Origin of the sequence: Kutzneria sp. CA-103260, from assembly GCF_018263855.1 — a bacterium.
In the GTDB taxonomy this organism is placed as follows: Bacteria; Actinomycetota; Actinomycetes; order Mycobacteriales; family Pseudonocardiaceae; genus Kutzneria.
Window position 1 is genome coordinate 11,366,603 of the sequence record NZ_CP073318.1, and the last position, 18,064, is coordinate 11,384,666.

General features: G+C 69.9%; 14 protein-coding genes. 12 read left to right on the forward strand and 2 right to left on the reverse strand.

Going from position 1 to position 18,064, the window contains the following annotated elements; all coding sequences use genetic code 11:
- Positions 1-281 precede the first annotated feature (281 nt).
- The 5 genes from JJ691_RS50895 (at position 282) to JJ691_RS50915 (ending at position 5,964) form a co-directional block, all read left to right on the forward strand.
- Positions 282-2,423 (forward strand): ATP-binding protein, encoded by a 2,142-nt coding sequence (locus JJ691_RS50895; protein WP_211766515.1) that lies wholly within the window; start codon positions 282-284, stop codon positions 2,421-2,423.
- Positions 2,424-2,800: 377 nt separating this feature from the next.
- Entirely contained in the window at positions 2,801-3,373 is a 573-nt protein-coding gene (locus JJ691_RS50900; protein ID WP_211766516.1) for a GNAT family N-acetyltransferase, read from the forward strand.
- A 488-nt stretch (positions 3,374-3,861) separates the two neighbouring features.
- Positions 3,862-4,197, forward strand: coding sequence for an alcohol dehydrogenase catalytic domain-containing protein (locus JJ691_RS50905; protein ID WP_211766517.1), 336 nt, complete (start codon positions 3,862-3,864; stop codon positions 4,195-4,197).
- 91 nt (positions 4,198-4,288) lie between these two features.
- Entirely contained in the window at positions 4,289-5,149 is an 861-nt protein-coding gene (locus JJ691_RS50910) for an SDR family NAD(P)-dependent oxidoreductase (RefSeq protein ID WP_211766518.1), read from the forward strand.
- An 80-nt stretch (positions 5,150-5,229) separates the two neighbouring features.
- Positions 5,230-5,964 (forward strand): GntR family transcriptional regulator, encoded by a 735-nt coding sequence (locus tag JJ691_RS50915; protein ID WP_211766519.1) that lies wholly within the window; start codon positions 5,230-5,232, stop codon positions 5,962-5,964.
- 352 nt (positions 5,965-6,316) lie between these two features.
- On the opposite strand, the gene JJ691_RS50920 is transcribed toward JJ691_RS50915, so the two are convergent.
- Positions 6,317-9,106: an ATP-binding protein gene (locus JJ691_RS50920; protein ID WP_211766520.1), complete on the reverse strand. Its 2,790-nt coding sequence runs from the start codon at positions 9,104-9,106 to the stop codon at positions 6,317-6,319.
- Positions 9,107-9,314: 208 nt separating this feature from the next.
- Between JJ691_RS50920 and JJ691_RS50925 the strand changes: the two genes are divergently transcribed.
- The 6 genes from JJ691_RS50925 to JJ691_RS50950 all read left to right on the forward strand — a co-directional run bounded on the left by JJ691_RS50925 (position 9,315) and on the right by JJ691_RS50950 (position 15,807).
- Positions 9,315-12,062 carry an AAA family ATPase gene (locus tag JJ691_RS50925; protein WP_211766521.1) on the forward strand — a complete coding sequence of 916 codons (2,748 nt, stop codon included), beginning with the start codon at positions 9,315-9,317 and terminating at the stop codon, positions 12,060-12,062.
- A gap of 107 nt (positions 12,063-12,169) precedes the next feature.
- A complete protein-coding gene (locus tag JJ691_RS50930; RefSeq protein WP_211766522.1) occupies positions 12,170-13,042 on the forward strand; it encodes an ABC transporter ATP-binding protein in 873 nt (290 codons plus the stop codon).
- Positions 13,039-14,019, forward strand: coding sequence for an ABC transporter permease (locus JJ691_RS50935; protein ID WP_211766523.1), 981 nt, complete (start codon positions 13,039-13,041; stop codon positions 14,017-14,019). Before JJ691_RS50930 ends, JJ691_RS50935 begins: the two co-directional genes overlap by 4 nt.
- A gap of 47 nt (positions 14,020-14,066) precedes the next feature.
- On the forward strand, positions 14,067-14,465 hold the full coding sequence (locus JJ691_RS50940; protein WP_211766524.1) for a GntR family transcriptional regulator: 399 nt from the start codon (positions 14,067-14,069) through the stop codon (positions 14,463-14,465).
- A complete protein-coding gene (locus tag JJ691_RS50945) occupies positions 14,462-15,349 on the forward strand; it encodes an ABC transporter ATP-binding protein (RefSeq protein ID WP_211766525.1) in 888 nt (295 codons plus the stop codon). The genes JJ691_RS50940 and JJ691_RS50945 overlap by 4 nt, the downstream gene beginning before the upstream one ends.
- A complete protein-coding gene (locus JJ691_RS50950; RefSeq protein ID WP_211766526.1) occupies positions 15,349-15,807 on the forward strand; it encodes a VOC family protein in 459 nt (152 codons plus the stop codon). Before JJ691_RS50945 ends, JJ691_RS50950 begins: the two co-directional genes overlap by 1 nt.
- Here the strand turns inward: JJ691_RS50950 and JJ691_RS50955 are convergent.
- On the reverse strand, positions 15,804-16,556 hold the full coding sequence (locus tag JJ691_RS50955; protein ID WP_211766527.1) for an IclR family transcriptional regulator: 753 nt from the start codon (positions 16,554-16,556) through the stop codon (positions 15,804-15,806). The genes JJ691_RS50950 and JJ691_RS50955 overlap by 4 nt on opposite strands.
- A 67-nt stretch (positions 16,557-16,623) precedes the next feature.
- On the opposite strand from JJ691_RS50955, the gene JJ691_RS50960 reads away from it, so the two are divergent.
- The gene (locus JJ691_RS50960) at positions 16,624-18,039 is read left to right on the forward strand and encodes an MmgE/PrpD family protein (RefSeq protein ID WP_211766528.1); all 1,416 of its coding nucleotides are present in this window, start codon (positions 16,624-16,626) and stop codon (positions 18,037-18,039) included.
- Positions 18,040-18,064 lie beyond the last annotated feature (25 nt).

Sequence of the window (18,064 nt, forward strand, 5' to 3'; positions counted from 1 at the left end):
GGGCCGTAGCCTTCGAGGAGACCTGGATCCTCGGTCAGGCCCATGAGGGTTTCCACCTGTCGTCGGTACCACCACGAGGCTCACCTCGGATCGTCCTGTCATGCCACACAGTGCTCGTTCGCGGACGCACCAAGCTGGTGCCGGGGCGCCCGGTCCTCAGGGCGTCCTGCCACCGGGCACGTGTTGACTGCCGTCGCTATGAAAGCGCGCGCGATACTCCGGGAGAGTGGTGTTGTTCAGGCGTGCCGTGGGGTTGGTGACGGTGTGGGCACACTTGCGGTGTGGTTGACCAACCTGGCGTTCAGAACGACCTCGTCGGCGCCGTCGGGGGCACCGTCGTGCAGGCCGGCTCGATCCAGCATGTCGCACTGAGCACAACGCCAGCCGCCGGGTCTCAGCTCGTTGACCCGCCGCGGCAGCTACCGCTGGCGGTGCGAGATTTCACCGGTCGACTCGACCATCTACAGGCGCTGGACGCCCTGCTTCCAGCCGGGGACGACAAGCACGCTGAGGCGGTAGTGATCTCCGCCGTCGATGGCGCTGCCGGGATCGGCAAAACAGCACTGACGGTGCACTGGGCACACCGGGTACAGCATCGGTTTCCCGGCGGCACCTTGTACACCAACATGCGCGGCTATGGGCCTGGCATGCCCATGCCGCCACTGGACGCGCTGGATGGATTCCTGCGGGCACTGGGCGTACCGGCCGAGTCGATACCAGTCGAGGCAGAAGCGCGTGCGGCGTTGTACCGATCGGTGCTGACCGGACGACAGGTGTTGATCGTGCTGGACAATGTCAACAGCGCAGACCAGGTCCGTCCCTTGCTGCCGGCAGCACCTGGATGCATGGTGGTGGTCACCAGCCGCCACAGCCTTACCGGGCTCGTGGTCATCGAGTCCGCACACCGACTGACACTCGATCTCCTCACCGAGCCAGAAGCACTCGAGCTCGTCACGCGAATCATCGGCTCGGCACGAATCGCGGCAGAACGGGATGTCATCGACGAACTGATCCGGTTGTGCGCGCGACTGCCGCTCGCGCTGCGCATTGCGGCAAGTCGCGTCGCTGCCCACCCGCGCCATACTGTGGCCGAGGTCGTGGCTGATCTTGCTGATGAAGACAGCCGGCTGGACACGTTGAGCCGTGATGGTGACGAGCGTGCGGCAGTGCGAGCGGTGTTCGACTGGTCGTATCAGCGCCTGCCTGCGGACCAGGCACGCATGTTCCGGCGTGTCGGTCTACATCCTGGCCCGGATCTCAGCGAGCATGCGGCCGCGGTGCTTGCCGACGTGGACCCGTCCAAGGCCCGGCAGTTGCTGGACAGGCTGGCCGACGCGCATCTGGTCGAACCCGTTGGCGCGGGCCGATACAGACTGCATGACCTGCTGCGCGCCTACGCCGCCGACCAAGCCAGGCGCCAGGACAGCCCAGCCATCCGCGACGTCGCTGTGCTCTCACTGCTCACCTGGTACGCCCATACCGCGCACATCTGCCATGCGCGGGCATTCCCTGGATTTTACCGCCTAGCCCTGCGGATCGAGTCCCCGGCCAGGCCGCAGTCGATCACCAGCAGGCCCCAGGCGTTGGACTGGCTTGAGAACGAAGAGGCCAGCCTGATCGCCGCCGTAAACCTCTCCGACCAGAAACGCCTGCATCAGCACGTCATTCACCTCGCCGAGAGCGCTCGCTTCCTCACTTGGCTTGGCGCCTGGGATCGGCAGCTAGCAGCGTTCGAGATGGGCGTTTCCGCGTCACGCCGGTGCGGTGACCGCGTCGCCGAGGCATGGTTACAGACGCTGCATGGCGAGGCGCTGCGATACCGCAGGTGCGACGACGCACTCGCCGCGCTCACTCAGGCCTGCGCCATCGCACGAGAACTCGGCGACCACTTCTTGCTCGCCGCAGCCCTCAACGCTCTCGGCTTGGTGTTCCACGAACAGAAACGGTTTGAGGAAGCAATGCGGCACTTCCTGCAGGCGCTACCGTTGAGCCACGGCATCGACAGTGGTCGTCAGGAGGCAGTGCTCGAGTACAACCTCAGCCGCGCATGCACTGCCCTTGGCCGTCATCGCGAAGCAGTTGACCACGCCGAGCGCAGCGTGACCCTGCGCCGCCGCAGCGGGGACACCGTTGGTGAGATCGCGACGCTGTGTGAGCTTGCGCGGGCCTGGCAGGGACAGCGAAATCATCCCAAGACCATCGCGCTGTGCCGGGACGCAATAGCCCTCAGCCCACGAATTAGGAGCCTCGGCAGCATCCTGGCTGATCTCTTCGACACACTCGCGGTGTCCCTGCACCACACCGGCGAAACGAGCGAGGCCGTCAGCCGGTGGCGAGAAGCTCTGGCCATCTACGAAGACTGTGGTCGTCCAGGGCGGGCCACCCAAGTCCGCGAGCGCCTTGACCAGGTCACGTCAGCGTGACTGATCCAGAACATCACCGGCTCACGGCGATCCACGCGGCCGTACCGGCGGTCGACACACGGGTTCCCAGAGCCGGCGAGCCAGCTCGGTTGTGAGGCCATCTCCGCGGCCGTGGTGGGGTCGACCGCGTCCAGCAGTTGTCGCGAAGCGCGGCGACAGCGTCCTCCAGCTCGATGTCCACGACGCCAGTGGTGGTCCCAACGGTCGATCGCGCTACATCGCGTCGGTCACCGGTGCACGATCACGGTACCGCCATTCAATAAGTAGCCGATGAGCGGGCACGTCGCTCGTCCGCGCGCCGAGAAAACCGGTTGCGAGTGGCCGGCATCAGATGTCTAGTTGATCGGCCACCGATCGCGGGAGGGAGCATGACGCGTATGTCGTTGCCCACCCCGACACTGCATACCGCTCGCCTTCGACTGCGTCCCTTCGACGACGCGGACGCGGACGATCTCTTCGCGCTGCACAGCAGCGCCTACGTGTTGCGCTACTGGGACGCGCCGCCGTGGAGCGAGCGTGCGCGCTCCACGCGGTTCATCGCGGCTTGCCGGCAGATGGCAGAGGAAGGCACCGGGGCGCGGCTGGCCGTGGACCGTGTCTCCGACGGGGCCTTCATCGGCTGGTGCAGCCTGAACCGGTGGAATCCGGACTACCGCGGTGCGGCGCTGGGCTACTGCTACGGCGATGCGGCGTGGGGCCACGGCTACGCGACGGAGGCCGCGCGCGCTGTGCTGCGGTGGGCGTTCGACACGCTGGACCTGAATCGCGTCCAGGCTGAGACCGATACACGCAACGCGGCATCTGCCCGCGTGCTGGAGAAGCTCGGGTTCGTGCGTGAAGGGACGTTGCGGGAAGACTGCGTCGTGAACGGCGAGGTCTCTGACTCGTGGGTCTACGGGCTGATCAGGCGGGAGTGGTGGCCGTCGTCCGAGCCGGTTCCAGCCCGCTAGGTCGTTACTCTCTCGCGAGACGTCGCCCGGCATCCGGTGCTTCGCATCGCCCCCGTCGAGGGGTCAGCACCGGGCACTCTCATGCCGCTGACCGGTAGTTCAGTGGCATGACCCGCGTCCGCCCAAAGTGTCAACTTCAGTGAGAAACCGGCGACTTCGGTCTCAACGGGCCTGTCACTCCGCCGGTCAGCAGGGGCGCGCCGTGACAAGATCATCGAGTCGCCATCGCCTTGGCGAGCGGGCTGCCCGGTCGGCTCAAGCCGTCACCGTTGCCTTCGTCTCATCGAAGTTGTCATCGCGCAGCTCAGCGGTGTGCTTCAGGGACACGATGGATGAGAACGGACAGAGCTGCGCGTCGGCGGCTGGCGCTACCGCGAGGTCCTTTGGCTGAGCATCTGTTCCCAGCCGCTTCAGCCTCCCTGTCTAGACGGCTATAGCCGCCTCGCGTACTTGGCGTGATCGAACGGCGAGCATCCTGAGCTGCGGAAATGCGCACACAGATTGATGAGCGCTTGCTCGGCGGTGACGCCGAGCCTAACCTGTATATACATCCAGTCCACTGTCGGGTGCTCGTGAGCGAAGGGACGACAGCGATGCTCGCGCTGGTCAAAACCGGTTCCGGAACGGCGGCAACAGGGTTGCTTGAGGTTCCCGTCCCGCACGCCGGACCCGGTCAGGTACGGCTACGCGTGACCGCCACCGGCATCTGCGGAACCGACCTGCACCTACTCCACGACGAGTTCCCCAGCACCCCGCCAGTCGTCATGGGAGACGAGATCACCGGCGTCGTCGACGAGGTCGGCGCCGGAGGCGACCGCCGCTGATCAGCGAACGTGTGCAGCTGGCCGACTGGAACGACGCGTTCACCCGCACCGCCGCCGGAGACGGAGTCAAGTTCGTGCTCACCCCTGCGCGTTGACCGCGACTCCGCAAACCTACGTCTCGTTTCCATCGCCCTCACCGGGAGGCACCATGACCAAGCAGCAAGATCCGTTCGACCTGCGCGGCACGCGCGCCGTCGTCACCGGGATCTCGCGCGGGATCGGACAGGCGATCGCGGTCGCCCTCGCGCGGCGCGGCGCCGACGTCGCGGGCATTCACCTCGACGACGCCGACGGAGCACAGCGCACTGCGGATGCCGTCCACGAACTCGGCCGCCGGGCCGTTGTCCTCCAGGGCGACACCGGCCGCCAGGACGATGTCGATCGCCTTGCCGCCGCTGCCGTCGAGGAGTTCGGCGGACTCGACATCTGGGTCAACAACGCCGCCGGGATCATGGTCAAGCCGTTCCTGGAGACCACGGCCGAGGACTGGCACCGGCTGCTCGCGCCCAACCTCCACGGCTACTTCTACGGCTGCTCGGCCGCGGCGCGCATCATGACCGCCGCCGGCACACCCGGCCGGATCATCAACATCACCTCCGCCGCCGACGTCCTCGTCGTCCCCGGCCTGTCCGCCTACATCGCCGCCAAAGGCGCGATCGTCGCTCTCACCAAGACCCTCGCCGTCGAACTCGCACCCACCGGGATCACAGTCAACGCCGTGGCGCCGGGCGCGATCGACACGCCGCTGAACGTCGAGGCATGGGACGACGCGGTCCGCCACACCTACCACGATCGCATCCCTATGGGGCGCATCGGCGTAGCCGAGGAACTGGCCGACGCCGTCACCTTCGTCGCCTCACCCGCCTCCCGCTACATGACTGGCCAGGAACTGGTGGTCGACGGCGGCCTGACCATCAACGGCAACGTCGGACACGTCGCCACCAGTCACTGACGATGCTGGGCAGGACTGGAATCATCACCGCACACGCGCAGGAAACGCGCGGACACAACGATCGGGCAGACACCACATCCATGGACAAGTTCACACCACGGTACTTCGCGATCGAGCAGGCGCTGCGGACCCGCATCGCCGGGCTCCACGCTGACGACCCGCTGCCCAGCGACGCGGAGCTGTGCGAGGAGTTCGGGGTGAGCCGGATGACCGCTCGCGCCGCCGTGCAACGGCTCGTGCAGGACGGACTGGTGTACCGGCAGACCGGACGCGGTACGTACGTCGCACCTCGAGTGGTCGATCGGCAACTGTCCAACCTGCGCGGCTTCTCCGCGGAAATGCGCGCCCGTGGCTTGACGCCCTCCTCTACAGTGCTGTACACCCGGTTCCAGCCGGGCAACAGCGACCAGACCGCCGCCCTACGGCTGGCCGAAGGCAGCCAGATCGTCGTCATCGAGCGGGTGCGGATGGCCGACGGCATCCCGATGGCCTACGAACGAGCGGCCCTCACGGCCCGCTGCGCGGGCGTCCTGGATGCCGACCTGTCGAGCGGATCCCTGCACTCGGCCCTGGTCGGGCAGGGAGTGGTCCCCAACAGCGGTGAGAGCAGCGTCACCGCCGAACTGGCCAGCGCCGAGGATGCCGAGCATCTGCACGTCAAGCGCCGCTCCCCACTGCTGGTGGAACGCCGCCTCATCCGGGACGCGGCCACGGTGCCCATCGAGTGGACCGAGAGCCGTTATGTCCCGGATCGCTACAACTTGACCGTGCAGTTCACCGTCGACCTGCCGACGCCCCCCTCTTCTCATCGATGAGCGCCTGACACTGCTCGGTGGCGTGCTGTCGCTGGCCGGCTTGCTGCTGCCGGTCGGCAGTTCTTCCCGGCAGGCGTGCGGTGATCGAGGCGGTGGCGGTTGCTCGGGGTCGTCCTGCCGCTCGCGACATCCGTCCGCCCACCGCGTCCTGATGACAACTAACGCGCCCAGGCGGTGACAACCACCTTGCTCAACATCCGAAGTTCGACGAGCGGACGCGAGGCAGCCAGTGACAACTAGCTCGCCCAGTCACACCGGCCCACCCCAAGAACCCTCACCCTCCACCCGGAGCCACCCAAAATCTCCCCGCGAACCGCACCCTCGCCAACCCCGTGCAGATCGACCTCACGCCTCACGGCTTTCGAGCCCGAGACCCCTCCAGCAAGCTCAACGCATCCCGCAACCCGGCCCGCGCCGTGATCCCGAGCTTGGGGAAGATGCGATAGAGATGCGCCCCGACGGTCCGGTGTGAGACGAAGACCCGCTCCGCTATCTGCTTGTTGCTCAGCCCCGACGCCGCAAGCTGCGCGATCTCCAGTTCCTGCGCGGTGAGCGGGGCGCTGGCGGGCAGGACGGTCGCCTGGCCGGCGGCACGGAGTTCCTGGGTGGCGCGCAGGGCCCAGGGCTTGGCGCCGAGTTGGTCGAAGGTGGCTTCGGCGTCTCTGAGCGGGGCCCGGGAGGCGGCGACGGCGCGGGCCCGCCGGAGGCGTTCGCCGTAGGCGAGCTGGATCCGCGCGTACTCGAAACGCCACTTGCCGGTGCCGGGAACGGCCAGGGCGGCCTCGAACAGGGAGAAGGCCCGGTTGTCGTCCTCGGCGCACATCGCGGACGCGCCGCCGACGAGCAGGGCGAGCCGGGGGGAGAGGCGAGCGATCTCGTTGCGGTGCAAGGCTTCGACGTGCGCGGAGGCCTCGGCGTGGTGGCCGGCCCGCACGGCCGCTTCGACTAGGTCGAAGGGGTGGCGCACGGCGTACGGATGGTTCCGGGGGAGCTGACCGGAGGGGGTGATGGCGGTGGCGGCCTGGTAGGCGCCTTCGTAGTCGCCGCTGCCCAGCAGGGAAATCGTCCGGGCGTGCTGGGCGAACGAGATCGCGAGCCCGACGCCTCGGGGCGTGGCCCAGCCGACGATGTCGTCGAACAGTGCGGCGGCGGTCTCGGCGTCGCCGCGGGCGCCGGCCAGCAGCATGTGGGTGTGGTGGAAAAGCCAGGCGGAGAACTGGAAACCGGCCACCTCGCAGGCGTCGAGCCCTTCGTCGGCCAGTTGGGCGGCCTCGTCCCACAGCCCGGTGAGGAAGTTCTCGCGGCACAGGTAGGACAGCGCGCCGATGTGCCGGCGGATCGGGCCGTGCTCGCGGCTCTGCCGCACCACCCGCCACAGCGGCTCCCGCAGGTCGCCGACGCGGTCCAGCGGCGTCACGGCGTACGCGATCGAGGTGACGCGGGACAGGTCGCCGTCGTGGTGCGCGGCCTCGATGATCGGGTCCACGTCGTCGAGCGCGGTGTGGGCGGTGCGGGCCGGATCGGGGTACGTCTTGAGCGCGAGGCCCAGCACCCCGGGCAGCCCGGGCCGGACCCGGCCGGCCACCGCGAGATAGGCGTCCCACAGCTCAGGTTTCCCGCTGTACCAACAGAATTCCTGCAACGCCCCGAGGGCGGCGAGGAGCGCCGGGTCATTGGCGTCGTAGCCGTGGGCTCCGCCGGCGATGGCGTCCAGCAGCAGCCGGCAGGCGGTCTCCATCGTGCAGTCGGTGTTGATCATCAGGTAGACGGTGGTCACCGCCGCGCGCAGGGATTGTGTGCCGTCGGGGTCGAGACGTCGCGCGTCGGCCAGCAACTTGGCCGCGGTGGCCAGATCCCCGGTCACCTGGGCCCCGATGTGCGCGGCCTCGGCCAGCCGCCGGCTCTTGTCCACGGCCGGCGGGCTCAGTTCGGCGGCCCGCGTCAGCAACGCGATCGCCCCGGTGCCGTCGCCACGGACCAGGGCCTGGTGGGCCGCTTGTTCCAACGCCGCCGCCACGTCCGCGTCCGGTTGCTCGGAGGCTTCGGCGAGATGCCAGGCCCGGCGTTCCGGATCGGCGTCCACGGCGTCGGCCAACGCCCGGTGTGCCCGGCGGCGCTCCGCGGTGGTCGACATGTCGATCACCGCCGCGCGGATCAGCGGGTGCCGGAACTCCACGCGGCGGCGGAATTCCTCGATGCGCACGAGACCTTCGGCCTCGGCCGCCGGGAGGTCCGCCAAGTCCCACCCCGTGGCCGTCTCCAGCACCCCGAGCCGCCCGGTCGCATCGAGCGCGGCCAGCAACAGGATCTGCCGACTGCGAGCCGGTAGGGCGGCGATCCTCGCGCCGAACAAGGCCTGTAACCGATGGCTGAGCGGCAGCAGCGCCGGCAGCGCCTCCTGCGCGGCGGCCTGCGGCGCGCTCAACGTGGTCGGCAATTCCAGCAGCGCCAACGGGTTTCCCCGGGCCTCGGCCAGCAGACGTCGTCTCACCCGGGGTGCGAGCTGTGGAAACCGGCTCGCCAGCAACAGGTTGGCCGAATCCTCGTCCAATCGCGACAGTTCGAACTCGGCCAGGCCACAGTGCTTCAGCGCGATGTCGTGATCGGCCCGGGCGGCCGCGAGCAGGCCGATCCGGCTGCCCCGGATGCGACGGGCGACAAAGCCCAGCACCGTGGCGCTGGCGCGGTCGATCCACTGCATGTCGTCCACGACGAGCAGAACCGGTTGTCGCGCAGACAAAAGACGGAGCAGCGCCAGGGCGGCGGTGGAGATGACCAGCGGCGCGGGCGTCGCACCGGACCGGCAGCCCAGAGCCACCTCCAGGGCCTGGCGGTGGACGTCGCTGAGTCCGTCGACGGCGTCCAGCACCGGCACGAGCGCCTGGTTGAGGGCGGCGAAGCCCAAGCCCGCCTCGAACTGGCCACCCGAGGCCCACAGCACCAGCGCGCCGGCCGCGGCCGCATCCTCGGCGGCCGCGGCCAGCAGGGCCGACTTGCCGATCCCGGCGTCCCCGAAGACGACCAGGGCTCGGCTGTTGTCCGCGTCGGCGGCGAAGAATTCGGAGACATGGCCCAGTTCCCGGGCCCGGCCAACCAGCGGCCCCGCCGAGCGACCCGTGGCCGCCGCCTGCTGCTCCGTCATCTTCCCCCTCCGCTGTCGTCGCCACCCGTATGAGAGATGTCCGAGCAAACCTCGATGTTGCGTGACCCGCGTCACAGCCGCCGGCTGCCGGTCACGCCCTCTATAGTCGGACGCCCGCGGACCGCCCGAGTGGATCATTCGACGGTGGCCGAAAGGTTGGACGGGTGGCTACGCTGCGGTGTGTCACTGATTCGGGGGTGTGCTTCCAGTGCGAGAACTCGGCTTTTTTCGGCCGCCCGCACGATTGGTCGGCCGTGCCGCGGAACTGGCGCGCGTCCGCGATTTCTTCGCTGCCGACGCGGACAATGACCGTGTGTTGCTGCTGTCCGGTGAACCCGGGGTGGGAAAATCGGCGCTGGCCGACGCGGCGGCGAATGTCCTGGCGGCCTCGGGTGCTCTGGTGTTGCGGGCCGAGGGCAGTGAGTTCGAGGCCGAGGTGAGCTTTGCCACGCTCAGCCAGGCGTTCACCCCGATCCTCGACTCCGTGTGCGAGTTGTCGGACGTCTATCGCGACGCCCTGGAATCGGCCCTGGGATTCAGTGCGGAAACGACCTCCGAGCCGCTGGTGCTCGGCAATGCCGTGCTGGCGCTGCTGAATCTGGTCGCGGCCGAGCGGTCGGTCGTGCTCATTGTCGACGATTTTCCGCTGATCGATCCCGCCAGTGCGACCGTGCTGGATTTTGTCGCACGACGGCTGCGGGGAAGCTGTGTCGGACTGCTGGCCGTCGCCCGTTCCGGCGATCAGAACCGGCTCGGTGGAATCGTTGAGTTCGAATTGACGGCGCTTGACGAGCAATCCTCAACCTTGCTGATCGACGCGCGGTTTCCGCGAATGGCGCGCGTCGTCCGGCGACGGCTGCTGGCCGAGGCGCGCGGGAATCCGCTGGCCCTGCTCGAACTGCCGGCGGCGCTGACCGAGTCGCAGTTGGCGGCGCTGGAGACCATCCCGCCGCTGTTGCCGCTCAGCCCTCGGCTGCGGAACGCGTTCGGCGCTCGGATCGAGGAGTTGGACGCGGAGTGCCGGCGGCTGCTGCTGCTCGCCGCGCTGGACGGCACCGGCGACCTGGCCGTGCCGCGCGCGCTGGCCAAGGGCGACCTCGCCGATCTTGCCGCCGCCGAACGCGGCGGCATCATCGCGATCGGCGAGCGTCTGGAGTTCGTTCACCCGCTGATCCGTGCCGCCGTTGTTGCCCGATCGACCAGCGCCGAACGCCGCCAGGGGCACCGGGTGCTGGCCGATCTGCCCAACCAGTTGCCCGAGCGGCTGGCGTGGCATCTCGCCGAGGCCACCGTCCGCGCGGACGAGAAGGTCGCCGCGCTGCTGGCCGACACCGCAGGCGCGATGGTGCGTCGCGGCGACGCGGCCGGTGCGACCGCGATGCTGACCCGGGCGGCCGAGTTGAGCCCACGGCCGGAACAGCGGAGCCGGCGGTTGGCGCACGCCGCCCACATCTGCGCCGAGGGCACCGGCGCGCTCGACACGGCCGCGAATCTGTTGGAGGAGGCTCGGCGCGTCGACCCGGACGTCGGCCGCTCGCTGCGCGCGTCGGTCGCCGCCGTCCACATCCTGCTGGGCGGGGGCAGCACCATCGACACGGCCGGCCGTCTCCTGGTGCACGCCGTCGAGAACACTGACGACCCGGATGACGACGCACTCGTCGACGCGCTGCAAGCCCTTAATCTCGTGTGCTGGTACGGCGGACGGCTGGAGACCTGGGACGCGTTCCACCGGGCGATGGACCGCCTCGGCGCGGACGCCCCGCAGGTGCTGGCCCTGGCCGCGAGGACCTTCTCCGATCCCGTCCGCACCGGGTGGAAAGCGCTTGCTGATGTCGACGCGATCGTGGATTCCGCGTACGAGGAGCAGGACCTGGGCCGCATCGTGCGAATCGCCACCGCCGTGCGTTACCTGGACCGGGTCGGCGACCTGCGCGACCCGCTGTGGCGGGTGGTGCGGCACGGGCGCGACGGCGGCCCGGCGCGCCGCCATCTCAGCGCTCTCGTGCACCTGAGCGTCGACGACTTCCTCACCGGCCGCTGGGACGAGGCCGCCGAACTGGCCGGCGAGTGCGCCGACATCTGCGAGCAGAGCGGCTACCGCTTCTTCGCCTGGCAGGTCCAGTACAGCCAACTGCTGCTGGCGGCCGGCCGTGGCGACCTGGACGCCGCTACTTCGTTGCACGAGAAGATGATCCGCTGGGCGACGCCCCGCGGCGTCGAGGCCACCGTGGTCCTCGCGCGGCAGGCGTACACGCTCGCGTTGCTGGGAGCTGGCGACTATGAGGCCGCGTACCGGACGGCGATCGCGGTCACTCCGCCCGGTGAACTCCGTTCCCATGTGCCCCATGCCTTGTGGAGCGCGTTCGATCTCGTGGAGGCGGCTGTCCGGACGAACCGCCACAGTGCGGCGACCGCCCACGTCCAGGCGCTGCGCGAGGCCGGCGTGGCCGAGCTGTCGCCCCGGCTGGCGATGCTGGTCGGCGGGGCGGCCGCGCTGGCGGCGACCGACGACGACCGGGCGCTCCAGCTGTTCGAGGAGGCGCTGACGGCGCCGGGCGCGGACCGGTGGCGGTTCGAGTTCGCACGCATCCAGCTCGCCTACGGCGAACGGCTGCGGCTGGCCCGGGCGACCACCCAGGCCCGAGCCCAGCTCGACGCGGCCATGGTGGTCTTCCGGGAACTCGGGGCCGAGCCGTGGACCGCGCGGGCCGCCCAGGGACTGCGCGCGGCCGGCCAGTCGGACACCGGGGGACAGGGTCGCGGCGAACTCACCGTGCAGGAACACGAAGTCGCCCAACTCGCCGCGTCCGGCCTGACCAACAAGCAGATCGCGGCCCGGCTGCTGCTGTCGCCGCGCACCGTCAGCACGCACCTGTACCACGCCTTCCCGAAACTGGGCGTCACCTCGCGCGCCGGTCTCCGAGACGCCCTCACCTCGCTCGACCAGGGCGAATAGCGATCCCATGCCCCCTCGTGCCCCGCCCGCCTGCCCGGCGTTACCCCATTTCACTATTTAAGTAGTGGAACGTGTTAACCTGGCGGGGCTGATGAAGGGAGACGCGGATGGTGGACGGGCAGACCCCGTTGCGGACCGAGGGCCTGGGCAAGAAGTACCGGAGGGGATGGGCGCTGCGTGACTGCACGCTGAGCATCCCGCCGAACCGGCTGGTGGCCCTGGTGGGACCCAACGGGGCGGGCAAGAGCACCCTGATGGGGCTGGTGACCGGGCTGGTGCGGCCGACGGCCGGGGCGATCTCGGTCTTCGGTGACACGCCGGGCGGCGGCGGCCTGCACCCGGGCGTTGCCTTTCTGGCCCAGTCGAAGCCGCTGTATCCCCAGTTCACCGTGGCCGACACGCTGCGGCTCGGGCAGCGCACGAACCCCACCTGGGACCAGGCCTACGCCGAGGCGCTGATCCAGCGGGCGCAGGTGCCGATGACGGCCAAGGTGGGCACGCTGTCCGGCGGTCAGCGCACCCGAGTGGCCCTGGCGCTGGCGTTGGGCAAGCGGCCGCGTCTGCTGCTGCTCGACGAGCCACTGGCCGACCTGGACCCCCTGGCCCGCGAGAACGTGCTGCGCAGCCTGGTCGAGGAGAGCCGCCAGCAGGGCATCACCGTGGTGCTGTCCTCGCACGTGCTCACGGAGCTGGAAGGGGTGTGTGACCACCTGGTGCTGCTGTCGGCCGGCCAGGTGCGGCTCGCCGGCGACGTGGATACCTTGCTGGACAAGCACGTCCTGCTGGTCGGGCCGCCCGACAGCCGGCCGCCGGTGCCGGCGAGCTCGGTGATCGACATCGACCGCACGCCCGGTTCCCAGCAGGTGCTGGTGCCCTCGTCGCTGGCCGACGGCGCGCCGGGCTGGCAGCCGTTCCGCCCGACGCTGGGCCACCTCACCCTGGGTTACATGCGCAACGGCGCGCAGGAGGTGGCCGCGTGATCTGGGTCGTCTGGCGCCAGCAGCGCGCCCAACTGATCACCCTGCTGGCCCTGCTCGTGGTGGCCGGCGGCGCGGCGGTGGTGCTCCGTGCGGCGATGGTGTCCTATGTGGACGGCCACGGCCTCAATTCCTGCCTGGCCAGCGGGTTGGGGACGGGCTCCACGTGCCGGGGCGGGGCGCAGGCGTTCGCCAGCGCCTGGTTCGACTCGATGAAGGTCGGGCAGTTGCTGATCATCGCGCTGCCGCTGGTGATCGGCCTGTTCTGCGGGTCGCCGCTGTTCGCCCGGGAACTGGAGCACGGCACGCACGTGCTGGCCTTCACCCAGTCGGTGAGCCGCCTGCGGTGGATGGCCAGCAAGTTCGTGGTGGGCCTGGGGCCGGCGCTGATCGTGGTGGTCGCGCTGCAACTGCTCGTCGAGTGGTGGGTCGACGCCGCGGGTGCGATGGGCCCGATGTTGGACGGCCCGTACTACTACTCGAACTTCAGCACCAGCGGGCTCGCGCCGGCCGCCTACACGGTGTTCGCCTTTGTGGTGGGCATGTTCGTCGGCGCGGCCACCAAGCGCACGCTCGTGGCGATGACGGTGACGCTCGGGGTGTTCGTCGTTCTTCGCTACTTCCTGTACTCCATGCAGCGGCACCTGCTGCCCACGCAGCGGGTGTTCTCCGACGACCCGTGGCGGTCGCCGGACGTCCACCCCGGACTCATCGCCGGCGAGGGCTATGTCAACGCCAACGGCGCGGTGCTGTCGGAGAACCAAGTCCTGAACTTGGTGCGCTGCGCGTCGTCGGACGGCACGCGACTGTTCCCCGACGAGACCGCCTGCTACCGCCACTTCGGCCTGACGAAGTCGTTCGTCGACGTCATCCCCGTCGACGCGGCCGGCACGATGCACCTCGTGGAAGCCGGGATCTACGTCGGCGTCGCGCTGGTGCTGTTGCTGGCCACCGGCTGGGCAGTGCGCCGGCAGGCGTGAAGCCCGAGGTGGACGCCGGGGCGCGGGCCAGCGATTATGCTGGCGGGGTGATCGAGTTCCGGATCGACCGACGTTCCGGGGTCGCCACCTACCTGCAGATCGTGCACCAGGCCAAGCAGGCCATGCGGCTGGGTCTGCTCGGCCCGGGCGACCGGCTGCCGACCGCCCGCGAGGTGGTCGAGGCCACCGCGGTCAACCCGAACACGGTGCTCAAGGCGTACCGGGAACTGGAACACGAAGGGCTGGTCGAGGCCCGCCGCGGGCTGGGCACGTTCGTGAAGAAGTCCCTGGCCGTCGACGCCATCGACCGCAAGGGCCCGCTGCGCGTGCAACTGGTCGACTGGATGGGCCAGGCCGCCAGCAGCGGGCTCCAGGTCGACGACGTGGACGCCCTCTACAACGACGTGCGCGACGAGCAGTACCCGATCGGAGAAGAAAAGCCATGACCGCCCCCGAGGGGACCGCGCTGCGGGCCGAGAGCCTGTCCAAGAGCTACGGGCGGACCCGGGCGCTGTGGGACTGCTCGTTCGAGCTGCCCGAGGGCCGGGTGATCGCGCTGGTCGGCCCGAACGGCGCGGGCAAGAGCACCCTGCTGTCGCTGGCGGCGGGGCTGATCAAGCCCAGCGGCGGGTCGATCAGCGTGCACGGCACGCCGGTGCGCGGCCGCATGCACCCGGACATGTCGTTCCTCGCCCAGAACCGGCCGCTCTACCGGGACTTCACCGTTCGGGAGATGATGCGGGCCGGGGCGGCGATGAACGAGCGGTGGTCGCAGCAGCGGGTCGACGAGGTGCTGGACGCGCTGGCCGGTGTCGACCGCGACGCCAAGGTGCGCACCCTGTCCGCCGGCGCTCGCACCCAGGTGGCCATCGCCCTGGCGCTGGGCCGGCTGCCCAAGGTGCTGCTGCTCGACGAGCCGCTGTCCGACCTCGACCCGCTGGCCCGGGACGAGACGCTGCGTATCGTCATGACCGAGGTCGCCGAGCGCGGCACCACCGTGCTCATGTCCTCGCACCTGCTCAGCGACCTCAGCGAGGTCTGCGACCACCTGCTCCTGGTCGCCGAGGGCCGGGTCCAGCTGGTCGGCGACGTCGAGGACGTGCTCGCCGACCACCGCGTTCTGATCGGTCCGCCAGCCACCGAGTCCTCGGTGCCGGGCACGGTCGTCTCCGCCTCCCGCACCGAACGCCAGGCCACCCTGCTCGTCCGCGGCGGCACCGACGTCCCCGATGGCTGGGCCGCTGAACAGCCTGACCTGGAGGCCCTGGTGATGGGCTATCTCCGCGCTTCCCGTGAACGCCGCGTCGCTGTCGCCGGAGCTGAGCGGTGATGGCCGTCCCGACGCTCGGCGGCGTGCACCACCTGAAGTTCCCGGTCAGCGACTTGCCGGCCGCCATCGACTGGTTCGGCGCGGCGCTGCGGGCCACCCGCGTCGAGAGCCTGGATCACCACGACCTCGACGGCCGGCTGTTCGGTGTCATCCTGTCCGTGCCCGGCCTGGACATGCCCGTCGAGCTGCGCCGCAATCCGGAGATGGCGCAGGCGATGGCCGGCTACGACCCCGTCACCTTCAGCGTGGCCGACGAGGCCGCCCTGCGGGACTGGATCGCCCACCTCGACTCCGTCGGCATTGAGCATTCCCCGCTGCTGAAGGGTTTCGCCGGCCATCTGATCACTCTGTCCACTCCGGACGGTGTGGTGATCCGCCTCTACACCGCGCTGCCCGAGGATCCCGCCACCATCGACATGAACCCCGAGCACACCGACCTCGGGACCATCGGGCACTAGAGGTCGAGCGCCTGGACCACGGCGCCTGGATCAGGCCCGAGGATCGAAGCCAGCCTCGGGGCCAGATCGCGGCACGCGCCCAGCAGCGGCGTAAGCACGCGGGAGAGCTCGAAACGAGACGTCGGCCCGGCGACGGTGATGGACCCGAGGACGGTCGGCTGCTCGTTTCCCGAGTACGCCAGCAGCGGCACGGAGACACCGGAGATGCCGGGATGGTTCTCGCCGTGGGATATCTCGTGGCCGCGGTCGCGGATCGCCTGGAGCTGGTCCGGGGTGATGCCGGCGAGGTCCATTGCCGCCAGCTCCGCCGCCGGCAGGAAGGCGAGGATGATGCGGCCGCTGGCCCCAGCGACCAGGGGCGAGCGCTCGCCGGGCACACCGGCGGGGTCGAGGGTGGGGCCGGTCGGGGCCGGGACGCCCAGCACCAGGACGCGGGCGGCGCCGGAGCGCAGGTGCAGCACGACCGCCTCGCCGGTGTTGTGGGCCAGCCGCGTGATGACCGGGTAGACGGCGCGGAGCAGGGCCGGACGCGGACCGATGAGGGTGGCCAGCGCGACCGAGCGGCTGGCCAGCCGGTAGCCGCTGCGGCCGAGGTGTTCGAGATAGCCGGCCCGTTCCAGCTCCTGGAGGATGCGGAACGCCTGGGACTCCGACAATCCGACGCGTTCGGCCACGGCCCGTAGCGGTGCCGGCTGGCGCATGCCGGCCAGCGCCTCCAGCACCTCGAGTCCCCGCAGCGCCGTGCTCACCCGGCCATGCTTGCAGATCGTGCAAGTTAGCTGGTGACGGCGACCGCCGGTGCGGGCCAATGGGGCCATGACCGCAGCGTCCAAACCCGATGGCGTCACCGGGCGTCTCGTGACCTGGATCCACGAGCTCGCCTGGGACGACGTGCCCGACAAAGTCCGCGTCCGCGCGGCGCACCTGTTGCTCGACGGTCTCGGCTGCGCGCTGGTGGGAGCCCAGCTGCCGTGGTCGAGAGTGGCCACCGACGCAGTGTTCGGCGTTGAAGGCGCCGGCGACGCCGTGGTGATCGGCACCGGCCGGACCACCACCCCCGCCGGCGCGGCGCTGCTGAACAGCGCCTACATCCAGGGCTTCGAGCTGGACGATTTCCACCCGCTGGCGCCGTTGCACAGTGCGTCGCTGCTGCTGCCCTCGCTGCTGTCGACCGCCAGCAGCCTGGGACACGAGGTGAGCGGCCGCGACCTGATGCTTGCCGCGATCGTCGGGTTCGAGGTGGGCCCACGGGTCGGCTACTCGATCGGTGGCACCAGGATGCTCTCCCGTGGCTGGCACTCCGGGCCGGTCTTCGGCACCGCCGCGGCCGCTGCGGCGTGCGCGAAGCTGCGTGGCCTCGACCCCGCCATGACCGAGGACGCCCTCGGCTTCGCCGCGACCCAGTCGGCTGGGCTGATGTCCGCGCAGTACGAGGCGATGGGCAAGCGGATGCAGCACGGATTCGCGGCCCGCAACGGCTTCTACTCGGCGGCCCTCGCGGCGGCCGGCTACACCGGGATCGACCAGGTCTTCGAGCGTGAGTACGGCGGCTACGTCGCCGTGTACGGGGAAGGTCACCCGACCGATCTCGACGCCATTGCCCGCGGCCTGGGCGAGAACTGGGAGACGACCACGGTGATGGTGAAGTCCTGGGCCGTCATGGGCGGGCTGCACGGCGCGGTCCAGGCGGCGCAGGCGTTGCGCGGCCGGCTGGCCGGGCGCACCGTCGAGCGGATCGACATCCGCGTCGGCGACGTCGTCTACCACCACGGCTGGTGGCCGCCGGAGCGGCCGCTGGAGGCGATCGGCGGCCAGATGAACATCGGCTACGCCACCGCCGTCACGCTCCTGGACGGCACCGCGCTGCCCGAGCAGTTCACCGCCGCCCGGCTCGACTCCGACGACGTCTGGCGGCTGCTCGACCGGACCCACGTTGAGCTCGACCGCGGCATCGACGAACTGCCGCCGACCGAGCGGTTCCAGACCCATGTCACGCTGACGTTCGCCGACGGGTCGACCGACACCGAGTCGGTTATGGCACCGCACGGCAACCCACTCGACCCCGTCACCAACGACGAGGTCGTCGCCAAGTTTCATGCCCTCGCCGACCGGGTGATGTCTCCCGACCGGGCCACCGCGATCGTCGATGCCGTCCTCGGCCTTGCGGACGCGGACTCCCTCGCGCCGCTGGTCGCGCTGCTCGCCGACCCGGTCGGAAGGGCGATCGACTGATGAGCGAGCCAACCCTGGAGCAGTC

Excerpts from the sequence above, each read along its gene's own strand:
- JJ691_RS50945 (WP_211766525.1), top strand. The coding sequence starts at position 14,462 with ATGACCGCCCCCGAGGGGACCGCGCTGCGGGCCGAGAGCCTGTCCAAG.
- JJ691_RS50915 (WP_211766519.1), top strand. The coding sequence starts at position 5,230 with ATGGACAAGTTCACACCACGGTACTTCGCGATCGAGCAGGCGCTGCGG.
- JJ691_RS50905 (WP_211766517.1), top strand. The coding sequence starts at position 3,862 with ATGCGCACACAGATTGATGAGCGCTTGCTCGGCGGTGACGCCGAGCCT.
- JJ691_RS50960 (WP_211766528.1), top strand. The coding sequence starts at position 16,624 with ATGACCGCAGCGTCCAAACCCGATGGCGTCACCGGGCGTCTCGTGACC.
- JJ691_RS50950 (WP_211766526.1), top strand. The coding sequence starts at position 15,349 with ATGGCCGTCCCGACGCTCGGCGGCGTGCACCACCTGAAGTTCCCGGTC.
- JJ691_RS50900 (WP_211766516.1), top strand. The coding sequence starts at position 2,801 with ATGTCGTTGCCCACCCCGACACTGCATACCGCTCGCCTTCGACTGCGT.
- JJ691_RS50920 (WP_211766520.1), bottom strand. The coding sequence starts at position 9,106 with ATGACGGAGCAGCAGGCGGCGGCCACGGGTCGCTCGGCGGGGCCGCTG.
- JJ691_RS50930 (WP_211766522.1), top strand. The coding sequence starts at position 12,170 with ATGGTGGACGGGCAGACCCCGTTGCGGACCGAGGGCCTGGGCAAGAAG.